Below are 13,662 nucleotides of genomic sequence, written 5' to 3'. Positions count from 1 at the left end.
ATGACGGACTTGGGATTTGACATGAACCTCCCCGCCATCCGCGCCATCTACCAATTCGAAATGGCGCGCACGTTGCGCACGCTGGTCGAATCGCTGCTCTCGCCCGTGCTGTCGACCTCGCTCTACTTCATCGTGTTCGGCGCGGCGATCGGCGCGCGCGTGGGCGACGTCGACGGCGTCGACTACGCGGCCTTCATCATTCCGGGCCTGCTCATGCTGCCGTTGCTCAACGAAAGCATCTCGAACGCCGCGTTCGGCATCTACATGCCCAAGTGGGCCGGCACGATCTTCGAACTGCTGTCCGCACCGGTATCGGCGTTCGAGGCCGTGATCGGCTACGTCGGCGCCGCGGCGACCAAGTCGCTGATGCTCGGCGCGCTGATCCTGATCACCGCGCGCTGCTTCGTGCCGTTCCACATCGCACATCCGTTCTGGATGATCGCGTTTCTCGTGCTGACCGCGCTGAGCTTCAGCCTGTTCGGCTTCATCGTCGGCCTGTGGGCCGACAGCTTCCAGCGCCTGCAGGTCGTGCCGATGCTGATCATGACGCCATTGACCTTCCTCGGCGGCGCGTTCTACTCGATCACGATGCTGCCGCCGCTGTGGCAGAAGATCAGCCTGTTCAACCCGATCGTGTACCTGATTTCCGGCATGCGCTGGAGCTTCTACGGCAAAGCCGACGTCGACATCGCGGTCAGCCTCGCCGCGATCCTCGGCTTCCTCGCGCTCTGCCTCGCCGTCGTCTCGTGGATCTTCAGGACCGGCTACAAGCTGCGCAATTGACGGCGGCGCGGCCGCGGACGTACGCTTCGCCACGCGCAGACAGGGCGCACCGCGTCCGCGGAAAGGGATTCTCCCGCCTGCCGGACGCCAATCGCGTTTCCTTGTCTGACGAACCTCTTGCCCCATGCTGACGCGGACCGGGGGCGCATCCTCACCGGAGGTTTTCGTCATGCCGTTCCAACTTTTCTCGTCGGTTCGCACATTCGTCCCGGGCGGTGTGCCATGACGCGCTTCGCCATCGAACCGTTGCCGCCCCGCCCCAGCCTCGAGCACCAGCAGAAGCTCGCCAAGCGCCTGCTGCGCGAGGCGTGGGCAGGCGATGCCGACGCCATCGCGCGCGTGCGCAGCTTCCTGCCGAACGCATCGAGCCCCGACGATTTGAAGCTGCACGATGCGCAACTCGTCGTCGCGCGCGGCTACGGCTTCGATTCCTGGACCGCGATGAAACGCAAGATCGAATCGCTGACCGCGACGCCGCTGGAGCAGTTCGACATCGCCGTGCGCGAGGGCGATGCGGAGCGCGCGCGCTAACTGCTCGCGCGCCACGCCGACGTGCGCCGGCGCATCGATGAGCCGCGCTTCGACTTCGACTCCCCGGCCATCCACCAGGCGAAGAAGCACCTGCCGCTGGTCGACGCGCTGCTCGAACACGGCGCAGACATCAACGCGCGCTCGACCTGGTGGGCCGGCGGCTTCGGCATCCTCGAATCGGACCTGTCGTTGGAACAGGCCAAACCGCTGATCGCGCGCGGCGCGCGCCTGACGGTCTGGGCCGCCGCGGGCCTCGGCCTGCATGCCGAACTGAGAGCCATCATCGAGGCCGACCCGAGTTCGGTCAACGCGCGCGGCGGCGACGGCAAGACCGCGTTGCACTGCGCCGCCACTCTCGAGATCGCCGAACTGCTGCTCGACCACGGCGCGGACATGCGCATCCGCGACGTCGACCACGGCGCCAGCGCGCTGCAGTACCTGATCGCCGACGAAGCGATCGCGCGCCGGCTCGCCGCGCGCGGCGCCGAGGTCGACCTGTTCGCCGCCGCGCGGCTCGGCGACATGGACCTCGTTGCGCGCTGCCTGCGCGACGACCCCGCCAGCGCGGAAGCGCGCGTCAATCTGCCGCCCTACACCGCGCCCGGCGGCCACATCTACGCATGGACGCTCGGCTTCGATGTTTCCCCCGCCGACGTGGCGCGCAAGTTCGGCCACACGCAAATCGCGGAGACCATGGTGTCGCGACTGTCGCCGAAAGCGCGCCTGCTCGACGCGCTCTGGTGCGGCGACGAAACGCGCACGCAGCAGGAACTCGAACGCCATCCGACGGCGGCAGCGGAACTGAACGCGCAAACCCGTCAGCACAGTCCGCTCGCCATGGCCGCATGGTGGTACAAGCCCGACAGCGTGCGCCTGATGCTCGATGCGGGATTCGATCCGCACGGCACCGGCGTGCATCGCTCCACACCGCTCGACCGCGCCGCCTTCCACGGCTACGCCGACATCGTCGCCATGCTGCTCGCGCACGATCCGAATCCGCCGCTCGCGTTCGAAAACGAATTCGGCGGCACGCCACTCGGCGCCTGCATCTACGGATCGCTCAACGGCTGGAAGACCGGCCATCCGCAGGACCACGCGCGCACGCTCACGCTGCTGCTCGAAGCCGGATCGGAACTCGATCCCGCCGAACTGCCGAGCGGCAACAACGAGCTCGATGCGGTGATGCGCGCATGGCTCAAGCGCGCCGGCCAGCCTGCGGCTTGAGCGCGCGCGCATCTTTCATCGACGGTCTCATCCACCCCAGCAACGGATCGGCGCACCGAATACGTGCGCCGGTCGCCCTCGCGGACGTTATCGCGTTTCGCGTAACCTAAGCCATACCACACGCTGCCAATCCCGCCCGCCATGTCGATTGTCCACTGCAAGACCTCGCCGAACGGTGAACTGCCGCGCGAGGCCGTTGCCGCCTTCCACCGCGACGGCGTGCTGGTCGTCGACGGCTTCAAGAGTCGCGATGAATGCGAACGCCTGCGCGAGCGCGCGAACACGCTGGTCGAGGAACACGGCCCGCGCGCGGCCGGCACGATCTTCTCGACCAAGGCGCCGCAGCATCTCGACAGCCGCTATTTCATGGAATCGGCCACCGGCATCGGCGTGTTCTTCGAGGAAGAAGCGTTCGGTGCCGACGGCAAGCTCGCCTACCCTCTGCCGCTCGCCGTGAACAAACTCGGCCATGCGATGCACGATCTCGACCCGGTGTTCTCGGCGTTCTCGAAAGGCCCGGCGCTGCAGGCCGTCAGCGCCGGCCTCGGCGTCGCGCAGCCGCGCGTGATGCAGTCGATGTATATCTTCAAGCAGCCGGGCATCGGCGGCGAGGTCGTCTGCCACCAAGACTCGACCTATCTCTACACCGAGCCGATGTCAGTGACCGGCTACTGGTTCGCGATCAACGACGCGCACCGCGGCAACGGCTGCCTCGGCGGCATTCCGGGCGAACATCGCAAGGGCTTGAAGAAACTGTTCCGCAGCAAGGCCGACGGCACGCTCGCAACGGACGAACTCGATGCCTCCATCGAATGGGACATGTCCGCGCTCGAATGGCTCGAAGTGTCCGCCGGCACGCTGATCGTGTTCAACGGCTGCTTCCCGCACCTGTCCGAAGCCAACCGCTCGGCGCAGGCGCGGCATGCGTACACGCTGCATGCGGTCAACACCGCCTGCGCCTATCCCGCGGACAACTGGCTGCAGCGGCCGGCCGATTTCCCGGCACGCGGATTCGTCTGAAGAACGTCCCTGCGACCTTCATTCGCCGAGATCGACGAAAGCTTTCCAAGGCAAACGGATGATGCCCTCTTGCCTTTTTCCGTCATTCCGGCGAAAGCCGGAATGACGAAATGACAGGATTTCCATGCTCCGCCGCCATCTCGCCGCCCGCCTCGACGGCCGACTGCACTACGCATGGGTCGTCGCCGCGCTGACGTTCCTCACCCTGCTCGTCGTTGCCGGCATCCGTGCCACGCCTTCCGTGCTGATCGTGCCGCTGGAGAAAAACTTCGGCTGGAGCCGCGACCGGATCACCCTGGCCGTGTCGATCGGCCTCGCCCTGTTCGGCCTGATGGGCCCGTTCGCCGCCGCGGCGATGCAGCGCTTCGGCCTGCGCCGCACGATGGTCGCGGCACTGCTGCTGCTCGCCGCCGCGATGGGCGGCAGCGCCTTCGTCACGACGCCGCTCGGGTTGGTCCTGACCTGGGGCGTGCTCGCCGGCATCGGCACCGGCACGATGGCAATGGTGCTCGGCGTCACCGTCGTCAACCGCTGGTTCGAATCGAAACGCGGCAGCGTGCTCGGCCTGCTCACCGCGAGCACGGCAACGGGCTCCCTCGTGTTCCTGCCGGTCTTGACCTGGTTCATCGAACGCGGCGACGACTGGCGCGTGGTCGTCTACCTCGTCGCCGGCGCGGCGCTCGCGCTGATCGCGCTCGTGCTGCTGCTGATGCCCGAGCGCCCGGCCGAAAGTCGGCCTGTTCCGCTACGGCGCGACGGGCGCCGATGCGAGCGACGCGACGCGCGCCAATCCGCTCGCGGCCGCGTTCGGCGCACTCGCGACGGCATCGAAATCCGGCACGTTCTGGCTGCTGTTCGCGAGCTTCTTCGTCTGCGGCCTTGCTGATGTTGATGGGCATCTTCGGCATCTTCGACATCGTCGGCACGACGGCGTCGGGCTGGCTGTCCGACCGCTGCGACAGCCGCGTGCTATTGTGCGCCTACTACGGCCTGCGCGGCCTGTCGCTGCTCTATCTGCCACGGTCCGATTTCAGCATCGGCAGCCTCGGCCTGTTCACCGTGTTCTACGGCCTCGACTGGATCGCGACCGTGCGCCTGACCACCGACCGCTTCGGCGCGCAGCTCTCGCCGCTCGTCTACGGCTGGATCGGCGCGGGCCACCAGCTCGGCGCAGCGACCGCGGCCTACGGCGCCGGCCTGATCCGCGTGTGGACGAACCAGTACGTCGATGCGTTCCTCGCCGCCGGCGCGGCCTGCGTCGCCGCCGCGATCCTCGTCATGCTGATCCAGCGCCGCGCGACGCCGCTGCCAGCCTGAGCGGCCTGCGCAGTCACCAGCGCAGTTGCAGCGTCACGCGCACTTGCCGCGGCTCGCCGGGATGCACGGTGACGCCGTCCTCCACGATGTCGCTGGTCGGCGTGAGGCGGTAGTCCTGTTCATAGGCGATGTCGTAGAACCTGCGGTCGAACAGGTTGAGCACGTCGAGCGACCAGGCGGCCCACCCGCTCAGCCGGCGCTGCACGCGCAGGTTGGTCACGACGGCCGAAGGCGCGCGCAGCGTGCCGTCCTGACTCAGCGGGTAGCTGCCGATGTAGCGCCATTTCAGGTCGCCCGACCAGTCGCCTTCGTGCACGTTCACGCCAACCGAGGCGACGCGGCCGACCGCGTTCGGAATCTGGTTGCCGGTTTCGCCGTTGGCATTCTTGTCGGCGTAGCGCGCGCGCGTCCGGGCGAAATCGGCGTCGAACAGCAGCCAGTCGTTGAGCACGTAGTGGTTGTTCCACTCGATACCGTAGCGCTTGCTGGCGCCGTTGATTTCGGTGCCGCCCGAGTCCGCGCCGTAGACCAGCTCCGATGCGCTCTCGAGGCGCCACAGCGCGAGCGAGCTTTGCAGCCCCGGCACGATCTCGCTGCGCAGGCCGAGTTCCTTGCCGTAGCTGCCGGCCAGTGCCGGCGCGCGCGTCACCGCATCGCCCGAAGTCGGATCGTAGCGGTACACCGCGCCGCGCGCGTCGTTGCTGTGGAAGCCGTTGCCGATGTTGATGAAGAATTCCGTCTTGTCCCACGGCCCGAAGATCAGTGACAACTTCGGCGAGACGCGGCTGTCGTCGACCGTGCCGCTGTTCGCCGCATTCACGTGCGAAGTCAGGTCGAGCCGGATGGCATCGGCGCGCAGGCCGGCGATGCTGCGCAGCCAACTCGTCCATTGCGTCGTGTTCTCGGCGTAGAGCGCGGCTGCGGTTTCGTCGACGAGGTCGTCGCCGATGGTCGCGAACGGCACGCGCGCTTCGGTGTCGTACAGCCCGACGTGGATGAAGTCGTGGCGCATCTGCAAGCCGACTTCGCTGGTCGAATCGTGGCCGAACAGCGTGTGCGTCCGGCCTTTGGCGAGCTTGATGCCTTCGATGTCGCGCGCGTCGCGCTGGTTGAACTGGTCGCCGCGTACCGGATCGTTCTCGAAAAAGGTGAAGTTCGACCATAGCTGCAAGCGGTAATGCTCGAAGTACGCCGATGCCTTGAGGTAGCCGTCGGCATCGTGCGCATGCCATTCGCCATCGAGGATCTGCCGCGCCGAGCGGCCGCCGTCGGTCGGATCGTAGGCGCAGTACAGGCACAGCGCGCCCGATTCGATCAGTTCCAGCGGAATCTGGTCGGTCGAACGCCAGTGCGCGGCGTAGGCCTGCGCGCCTATCGTCCAGCCGTTCGCGTCGCCGCCGCCGGAGAGGCGCAGCAGGCCGTTGAACTTGCGCAAGTCTTCCGGCAGCTTCCACGGGCCATCGTCGGTCATCAGTTCGAGCGCGCCGAGCACGGTTGCGCCGTTGGAGAAAAGCGGTCGCGACGCAGCCGTGAGGATGCGCCGGTAGCCGTCTTCGCCCACGGTCAGATCGAGCAAGTCCTTGTCGAGTTTGTTGCGGTAGTGGATGTCGGCGGAGCCTGCCGAGGAAAAATCGCCGTTCTCGGCGAAGTACGGACCCTTGCGGTAGTCGATGCGATCGACCAGTTCGGGAATCAGGAAATTGTTGTCGCTGTAGCCCTGGCCGTGGCCGTTGGTCGGCATGTTGACCGGCACGCCGTCGACGCTGGTGGCGAAGTCGGTGCCGTGGTCGAGGTTGTAGCCGCGCAAAAAATACTGGTTGGCCTTGCCGTCGCCGGAGTGCTGCGTCACGACCAGCCCCGGCACCGCTTCGAGCACCTCGCCGGGACGCAGGATCGGGATGTCCAGCAGCAGATTGCCGAGAACCACGCCCTGCGAGGCCGCATTCGCGGTGCCGACCGCGTTGTCGTAGTGGCCGGCGACCTGCACGGCGGGCAGCGTCGTGGACGTGTCCGTCTCGTCTTCGGCGTGCGCCAGCACGGCGAACGCGGCGAGGATCGCGGTCATCCGAATCTTCGCTCGTCGCCGATTCGACAGGTACATGCGCTTTCCTCAATAATCCCGACACTCGAATGGCTGCCGCGCAGCGCGCGCTGCGAAGCGGGCAATGGTGCCGACTATGGCAGCGGCGGGCGCGACTCGGCAAAGGAAAAATGTGGAAAAAAGCGGCATTTTATACAATGCCCGACGGAACAACGTCTTGTCCCATCCACCCCCGGAGGATAGATCGTGAACCACGCGCATCTGCACGCCACCCACCCCGCGATCGTTGCGCGGCTCAAGCGCGCCGCCGGGCATCTGCGTTCGGCGATCGCGATGATCGAAGTCGGCCGCCCCTGCACCGAACTCGCGCAGCAACTCCACGCGATCGAGAAGGCCGTGGCCACGGCGAAAAAGCAGCTCATCCACGACCACATCGATCACTGCCTCGATTACGCCGGCGACGAGCGCGCAACGCACGGACACTCGCTGGCCGAGTTCAAGGAGATAAGCAAATACCTGTAGCCGTTTTTCTCGTCATTCCGGCAGGGCCGAAGCCCCCGACAGCGGGCTGAGGGGAATCCAGTGCCACGGATGGGAGCGTACCGGTGTCCGTGAGGTTCACATCCCTGTGACTGGATTCCGGCAGTCCCTGCCGGAATGACGCCACGCATTTACGAAAGTCTCAATAGACTTGCGACGCGAGGCGCGCGACGGTCTCGCGATAACGCGCGGCGATGCGTTCCTCGTCGCGATGGCGGAAGTCGCGCACGGCCCAGTCGCCGTTCGCCATGACGTGGCGCACGAGGTTGGCGTTGCCGGCGAACAGGAAGGTGTCGACCAGGCTGGCTTCGTCGCGGCCGGCCAGTTGCGGCGCGGCCTCGTCGAGCACGACCAGATCCGCGCGCGCGCCGGGCTCGATCGCACCGATGGCGACACCCGCCGCCTGCGCGCCGCCGCGCAGCGCCGCTGCGTAAAGCGTCTCGCCGACGCTGCGGTTCGCCGCCGACACGGCGATATTGCGGTGGCGCGTGGCGAGGCGCTGGCCGTATTCGAGCCAGCGCAATTCCTCGACCGGCGACACCGAGATATGGCTGTCCGAGCCGATGCCGAGTGCGCCGCTGTCGTCGAAATACGCCTTGAGCGGGAACAGGCCGTCGCCGAGATTGGCTTCGGTGGTCGGGCACAGGCCGGCGACCGCGCCGGACTGGGCGAGGCGCTGCGTCTCCTGCGCGCTCATGTGCGTCGCATGCACGAGGCACCAGCGCGCATCGACCGGCAGGTTGTCGAGCAGCCACTCGACCGGGCGCGCGTTGCGCAGCGCGAGGCAGTCCTGCACCTCGCCGATCTGTTCGGCGATATGGATGTGGATCGGCATCGCCCGCGTCTCGCCCGCCGCGAGCACCTCGCGCATCGCGCGCTCGGGCACCGCGCGCAGCGAATGCAGGGCGACACCGATGCGCAATGCCGCATTTTCCATTTTTGCCAATTGCTGCAAAAGCGACAGGTAGGCATCAACGTCGAGACCGAAGCGGCGCTGGCGTTCGGACAGCGCGCGGCCATCGAAACCACCTGTCAGGTACAGTGTCGGCAGCAGGGTCAGGCCGATGCCGGTCTCCCGCGCCGCCTCGACCAACGCGAGCGACATTGCCGCCGGATCGGCATACGGCTTGCCGTCCGGCCGATGATGCAGATAATGGAATTCGCACACATGGGTGTAGCCGGCCTTGAGCATCTCGACGTAGAGCTGCGCCGCGATCGCGCGCAGGTCGTCCGGGCCGATGCGATTGGCGAACGTGTACATCGTCTCGCGCCAGGTCCAGAACGAATCGCTCTGTTGAGAAGTGCGGTCACGGACAGCCGCTTTTTGACCTTCGCGATCAGGAAAGAGCGCATTCGATACCGCCGGATGGATTTGCTTCTCGGCGAGGCCCGCCATCGCGCGCTGAAACGCATGCGAATGCAGGTTCGGCATGCCGGGCAGCACATAGCGGCCGAGGCGCTCGCCCGCCTCGCCCTGCGCCGCGACGACGCGGCCCGCGTCGACCGCGATGCGCGCATCGCGCGTCCACCCCTGCGGGCTCCACAACGACTCGGCGACGTAGCTCTTCATTATCTCTTCGCTTTCTCCAGCCTGAGCGCGCAGTATGCCAGCGCCGAATGCACGGTGGGGTGAGCGGCACCCGGCCCGTCATCCCTGCGTGCTTCTGGCGTGAGTGCCGAGCAAAAACGTGTCGCCGCCGAAGGCAGTGCAATCAAGTGTGATTAAATCCCATTTCCCGAACCTGCGGCGCAATGCGATGAACGAATCCTGGGATGGCCTGCTGATCGACTGCCGCCTCGCCACGATGGCCGGCAACGGCACCGCGTTCGGCCTCGTCGACGACGCGGCGCTGGCATGGAAAGACGGCCGCATCGCGTTCGCCGCGCCGGCTTCCGCGCTGCCCGGCGCGCCCGATACGATCGCGCGCGAAACGCACTCCGCGCACGGCGCCCTCGTCACGCCGGGTCTGATCGACTGCCACACCCACCTCGTCTTCGCTGGCGACCGCGCCGCGGAATTCGACCTGCGCCTCAACGGCGCTGGCTACGCCGACATCGCCAAGGCCGGCGGCGGCATCGTCTCGACCGTGGCGCAGACGCGCGCGGCGAGCGAAGAAGAACTGCTCGCACAGTCCCTTGCGCGCGCCCGCGCGCTCCGCGCCGACGGCGTGACGACCGTCGAAATCAAGTCGGGCTACGGCCTCGACCTCGACGGCGAGACGAAGATGCTGCGCGTCGCGCGCCGCATCGGCGAGGTGCTCGGCATCACGGTGCGCACGACGTTCCTCGGCGCGCACGCCATGCCGCCCGAATTCGCCGGGCGCCAATCCGATTACGTCGACGAAGTCTGCATCCGCATGCTGCCGAAGGTCGCACGGGCCGGCCTCGCCGACGCGGTCGACGCGTTCTGCGAGAACATCGCGTTCACGCCGTCGGAAACGCGGCGCGTGTTCGAGACCGCGCGCGCACACGGCCTGCCGGTGAAGCTGCACGCCGATCAATTGTCCGACCAGGGCGGCGCGGCGCTCGCCGCCGAATTCGGCGCACTCTCGGCCGACCATCTCGAATACGCGAACGAGGCCGGCATCGCGGCGATGGCCGCCGCCGGCAGCGTCGCGGTGATGCTGCCTGGCGCATTTTATACTTTGCGCGAAAGTACACTGCCGCCGCTCGACCTGTTCCGCCGCCACGGCGTCGCGCTCGCGGTCGCCAGCGACCTGAATCCCGGCACCTCGCCGCTGCTCTCGCTGCGCCACGCGATGAACCTGGCTTGCACGCTGTTCCGCATGACGCCGGAAGAGGCGCTGCGCGGCGCGACCGTGCACGCGGCGCGCGCGCTGGGCCTTGCCGACCGCGGCATCCTCGCGCCGGGAATGCGCGCGGATTTCGTCGTCTGGGACGCCGTCCATCCGGCCGAGCTGTGCTACTGGATCGGCGGCGCGCTCGCTAAGCGGATTTTCGTCGGCGGAGAGCGAAAACGGACCTGAGGCAGTCTTCAAATCGCGTCAATGCCGCGGCGGCATGAAGTCGGGCTTTTCTTCCTCGTTCTTTTCAACCCTTGCAAGGGTATCCTTCAGCATTTGCAGCCGCCGGGCATCTTTTTCCGCGGCAATCTGCGTCTCGAGAATCGTGGCATACGCCGTCTTCAGCGCATCTGCGGGCGGCACGGCCACGTCGGGCTTCACGCCGACGTGCTCCCAGTTCTTGTTCGTGATCGGGTTGATGGCCTGCCCGGTCGGGATGAAAGCGACGAGGCCATGCCCGAGCGCGAACCTATCGCCGGGATTGGCGCCGCCGCCGGTCGTTTCGCCGATCAGCGTCGCGCGCTTTTGCGTCTGGAAGTCGTAGGCGCATTCCTCGCCGCCGGAAAACGTGCGTGGCGAAATCAGCACGTAGACCGGCTTGGTGTACCGCGCCCCCTGCACCGGAACGGTCCAGAATTCCTGCGTACGGTTCTCTGCGCGCCAGCGCAAGTCGTTCAGGTGTCGGCTGTCGTCTTCGGCAAAGAAATGACTCATGAAAACGGCGACGGCGGAGGGATCGCCGCCGCCATTGCGGCGTAAATCAACGATCAACGCGTCCGTATCTGCGAGCAGATTCATCGCCGAAGCGTACGCGCTCGCGACGAAATCGGCCGGTGCGAACCCACGCAGATCCAAGTAGCCGACATTGCCCGAGAGCCATTCCACCTTCGCAATGCCGGCACCATGCTGCACGGTGTCCCTTTTCATCTGCTCGAGTTCGTCCTTGCTCGGCGGCTTGCCGTCGCGTGGCCGCTCCTTGAAATCGGGCTGGTAGCCGACGCGAAAATGCTTGTCGTCTCCGACCTCGCGCAGATCGCGGGTCAGGGCGCCGGCAAAATCGCCGACGGTTCTGTCGGAGTCGTAAGCGCCGCCGACGAGTTTGGCCGAGATCCGTTTCGCGACCCTGTCGGCCACATCGGCAAAGATGTAGTTCGCCTTGAGCTTCTCCTCCAGCGTCTCGATCACTGCTTTGCGCATCGCTGCATCGATCGGCAACGGAGGGGGTTGCGGCGGCTGCGCCGCCGCCCCGGACGAAAAGACGAACCATGTACATGCCACGATCATCCGCAACCGACGCATAACACCCCTCCAACTGCGATTGTTTACTGCAAAAGTCTCGATAGCCGCTAAAACAGACAGGATGCAAAAGATCGCGATTGGGTCGCAGTCTCTGGATGCCGTCCCGGTCCAGGAATCCCACTCGGCAACGCAAATCGAACAAACACAATTCCCAATCAACAGATTACCGGCTTGCGACGACCATGCCGCGGAATTCGACCTGCGCCCGAACGGTGCGAGCCATGCCGACATTGCGCGCGCCGGCGTCGAACTCCTCGCCCCTGTCCCGTAATGCCATCGACACAATTCGGTAACGCCGCGTACACCGCGCAGGGCTAGCGTACGCGCAGCCCCTAGAAAAAGCTGCGCGGAATACGCCGATGCGCATCGCCATGATCACCGAGACGTTCCCGCCGGAAATCAACGGCGTGGCCTTGACCGTGGCCGGTCTGGCGCAGGGCCTGCGCGCGGCCGGCCATGCGGTGCAGATCGTGCGTCCGCGCCAGGCCGACGACGACGACCGGATCGACGAGAACGGTGCCGAGGTGCTCGTGCGCGGCGCGCGCCTGCCGCGGTATCCCGACTTGCAATTCGGCCTGCCGACCGCGCGTCGCCTGCGCAAGCTGTGGCGCGACGAACGCCCCGATGCGATCTACGTGGCCACCGAGGGCCCGCTCGGCTATTCGGCGCTGCGCGCCGCACGTGCCTTGAACATTCCCGCGGCGACCGGCTTTCACACGCGCTTCGACGATTTTGCGCGCCATTACGGTTTCGGCTTCCTCACGCCCGTCGTGTTCGCCTACCTGCGCCGTTTCCATCGTCAAGGCGCTGCGACGCTGGTGCCGACGGCCGAACTGCGCGACTTCCTCGTCGAGAACAAATTCGGCAACGTCATCCTGCTGCGCCGCGCGGTCGACAACGCGTTGTTCTCGCCGGCGCGGCGCGACGAGGCGCTGCGTCGGCAATGGGGTCTCGCGCCCGGCCAGATCGCGGTGGTCTACGTCGGCCGCATCGCGCCGGAAAAGAACCTGTCGCTCGCGGTGCGCACGTTCCGCGAGATCCAGAAAATCCACCGCGATGCGCGCTATGTCTGGATCGGCGACGGCCCGGCGCGCGCGGCGCTCGCCGCCGAGAATCCCGATTTCGTCTTCGCCGGCATCCGGCGTGGAACCGACCTCGCGCGCCACTTCGCCAGCGCCGATCTGTTCGTTTTCCCGAGCCTGACCGAGACCTTCGGCAACGTCACCCTTGAAGCGCTCGCGAGCGGCCTGCCGACCGTGGCCTTCGACTACGGTGCCGCGCGCGAGCATCTCACCGACGCCTGCGGCCGGCTCGTGCCGTTCGGCGACGAGGGCGCCTTCGTGCGCGCGACGCTCGAGCTGGTGCGCGGCGACGTGACGCGCGCGCAGATCCGCTCCGCGGCCATCGACGCCGTGGCCGAGCTCGACCCGGTTTCGGTCACCGCCAGCTTCGCCAGGCTGCTGGCGGGACTGAAGCGGCCCGGCGACAAGATCGCCGGCGACGGCAAGCTGCGCGAGGGCGCGACGTGAGCGCGATGCAGCTCCTTCTCAACCTCGAACTGCGCAGCCGCGAAGTGCGCCTGTGCAAGCGCGCCAACGGCTGGGGCGCGCGGCGCGCGATCGCGCGCTTCTTCGGCATCGTCAGCCGTCTCGGCGACGGTGCGTTCTGGTATGCGCTCATGCTCGCGATCGCCGTGTTCGGCGGCGCGGCAGGCCCGTTCGTGGCGCTGCAGATGGGCTTGACCGGTCTCGTCGCGGCCGCGATGTACCGCGGGCTCAAGCGCTGGACGCGGCGCCCGCGTCCGTTCCGTGCGCACCGCGATATCGTGCCGCTCGTGCTGCCGCTCGACGAGTTTAGCTTCCCTTCGGGCCATACGCTGCACGCGGTGACGTTCACGATCGTCGCGCTCGCGCACTTTCCGCTGCTCGCGCCGTTGCTCGTGCCGTTCGCCCTGCTCGTCGCCGCTTCGCGCGTCGTGCTTGGCCTGCATTATCCGAGCGACGTGCTCGCGGCGACGCTGATCGGCTGCGCGCTGGCGACGGCTTCGCTCCGGCTCGCCCCGTTCGTCCGTTTTTGAACCGGAGCGGCCCTCGTCAGGCCGGC

At 66.9% G+C, this 13,662-nt stretch carries 14 protein-coding genes; 11 read left to right on the top strand and 3 right to left on the bottom strand.

Annotated features, from left to right (window positions below; genetic code table 11):
* The first annotated feature begins 21 nt into the window (after nucleotides 1–21).
* From QM741_RS13670 to QM741_RS13645, 6 genes are all read left to right on the top strand, one after another.
* Nucleotides 22–783: an ABC transporter permease gene (locus tag QM741_RS13670; protein WP_415208230.1), complete on the top strand. Its 762-nt coding sequence runs from the start codon at nucleotides 22–24 to the stop codon at nucleotides 781–783.
* Between the two features lie 222 nt (nucleotides 784–1,005).
* Nucleotides 1,006–1,314 carry a hypothetical protein gene (locus QM741_RS13665; protein ID WP_415208229.1) on the top strand — a complete coding sequence of 103 codons (309 nt, stop codon included), beginning with the start codon at nucleotides 1,006–1,008 and terminating at the stop codon, nucleotides 1,312–1,314.
* 21 nt (nucleotides 1,315–1,335) lie between these two features.
* Complete coding sequence (locus tag QM741_RS13660; RefSeq protein WP_415208228.1) at nucleotides 1,336–2,538, top strand: ankyrin repeat domain-containing protein; 1,203 nt, start codon at nucleotides 1,336–1,338, stop codon at nucleotides 2,536–2,538.
* Between the two features lie 141 nt (nucleotides 2,539–2,679).
* Complete coding sequence (locus QM741_RS13655) at nucleotides 2,680–3,558, top strand: phytanoyl-CoA dioxygenase family protein (RefSeq protein ID WP_415208227.1); 879 nt, start codon at nucleotides 2,680–2,682, stop codon at nucleotides 3,556–3,558.
* A 124-nt stretch (nucleotides 3,559–3,682) separates the two neighbouring features.
* The gene (locus tag QM741_RS13650; RefSeq protein WP_415208226.1) at nucleotides 3,683–4,444 is read left to right on the top strand and encodes an MFS transporter; all 762 of its coding nucleotides are present in this window, start codon (nucleotides 3,683–3,685) and stop codon (nucleotides 4,442–4,444) included.
* The gene (locus QM741_RS13645) at nucleotides 4,444–4,875 is read left to right on the top strand and encodes an MFS transporter (RefSeq protein ID WP_415208225.1); all 432 of its coding nucleotides are present in this window, start codon (nucleotides 4,444–4,446) and stop codon (nucleotides 4,873–4,875) included. The genes QM741_RS13650 and QM741_RS13645 overlap by 1 nt, the downstream gene beginning before the upstream one ends.
* Nucleotides 4,876–4,888: 13 nt before the next feature.
* Here the strand turns inward: QM741_RS13645 and QM741_RS13640 are convergent, their stop codons facing one another.
* A complete protein-coding gene (locus QM741_RS13640; protein ID WP_415208224.1) occupies nucleotides 4,889–6,940 on the bottom strand; it encodes a TonB-dependent receptor in 2,052 nt (683 codons plus the stop codon).
* 219 nt (nucleotides 6,941–7,159) lie between these two features.
* On the opposite strand from QM741_RS13640, the gene QM741_RS13635 reads away from it, so the two are divergent.
* Entirely contained in the window at nucleotides 7,160–7,438 is a 279-nt protein-coding gene (locus tag QM741_RS13635) for a metal-sensing transcriptional repressor (protein ID WP_415209128.1), read from the top strand.
* Between the two features lie 160 nt (nucleotides 7,439–7,598).
* Here the strand turns inward: QM741_RS13635 and QM741_RS13630 are convergent, their stop codons facing one another.
* Nucleotides 7,599–9,026: a formimidoylglutamate deiminase gene (locus tag QM741_RS13630; RefSeq protein ID WP_415208223.1), complete on the bottom strand. Its 1,428-nt coding sequence runs from the start codon at nucleotides 9,024–9,026 to the stop codon at nucleotides 7,599–7,601.
* Between the two features lie 187 nt (nucleotides 9,027–9,213).
* On the opposite strand from QM741_RS13630, the gene hutI reads away from it, so the two are divergent.
* Nucleotides 9,214–10,443: an imidazolonepropionase gene (gene hutI / locus QM741_RS13625; protein WP_415208222.1), complete on the top strand. Its 1,230-nt coding sequence runs from the start codon at nucleotides 9,214–9,216 to the stop codon at nucleotides 10,441–10,443.
* Nucleotides 10,444–10,461: 18 nt separating this feature from the next.
* On the opposite strand, the gene QM741_RS13620 is transcribed toward hutI, so the two are convergent.
* Nucleotides 10,462–11,445 carry a S41 family peptidase gene (locus QM741_RS13620; RefSeq protein WP_415208221.1) on the bottom strand — a complete coding sequence of 328 codons (984 nt, stop codon included), beginning with the start codon at nucleotides 11,443–11,445 and terminating at the stop codon, nucleotides 10,462–10,464.
* Here QM741_RS13620 and QM741_RS13615 point away from each other — a divergent pair.
* The 3 genes from QM741_RS13615 to QM741_RS13605 all read left to right on the top strand — a co-directional run bounded on the left by QM741_RS13615 (nucleotide 11,417) and on the right by QM741_RS13605 (nucleotide 13,636).
* Nucleotides 11,417–11,830 carry a hypothetical protein gene (locus QM741_RS13615; RefSeq protein ID WP_415208220.1) on the top strand — a complete coding sequence of 138 codons (414 nt, stop codon included), beginning with the start codon at nucleotides 11,417–11,419 and terminating at the stop codon, nucleotides 11,828–11,830. The two genes, QM741_RS13620 and QM741_RS13615, sit on opposite strands and share 29 nt — an antisense overlap.
* 88 nt (nucleotides 11,831–11,918) lie before the next feature.
* On the top strand, nucleotides 11,919–13,088 hold the full coding sequence (locus QM741_RS13610; protein WP_415208219.1) for a glycosyltransferase family 4 protein: 1,170 nt from the start codon (nucleotides 11,919–11,921) through the stop codon (nucleotides 13,086–13,088).
* Nucleotides 13,089–13,093: 5 nt separating this feature from the next.
* A complete protein-coding gene (locus QM741_RS13605; protein ID WP_415208218.1) occupies nucleotides 13,094–13,636 on the top strand; it encodes a phosphatase PAP2 family protein in 543 nt (180 codons plus the stop codon).
* The last annotated feature ends 26 nt before the right edge of the window (nucleotides 13,637–13,662 follow it).

The sequence above is a fragment of the Rudaea sp. genome (assembly GCF_047601565.1).
GTDB lineage: Bacteria > Pseudomonadota > Gammaproteobacteria > Xanthomonadales > Rhodanobacteraceae > Rudaea.
Note: the sequence above shows the minus strand (reverse complement) of the source record. Positions and strands in the feature narration are given on the sequence as shown.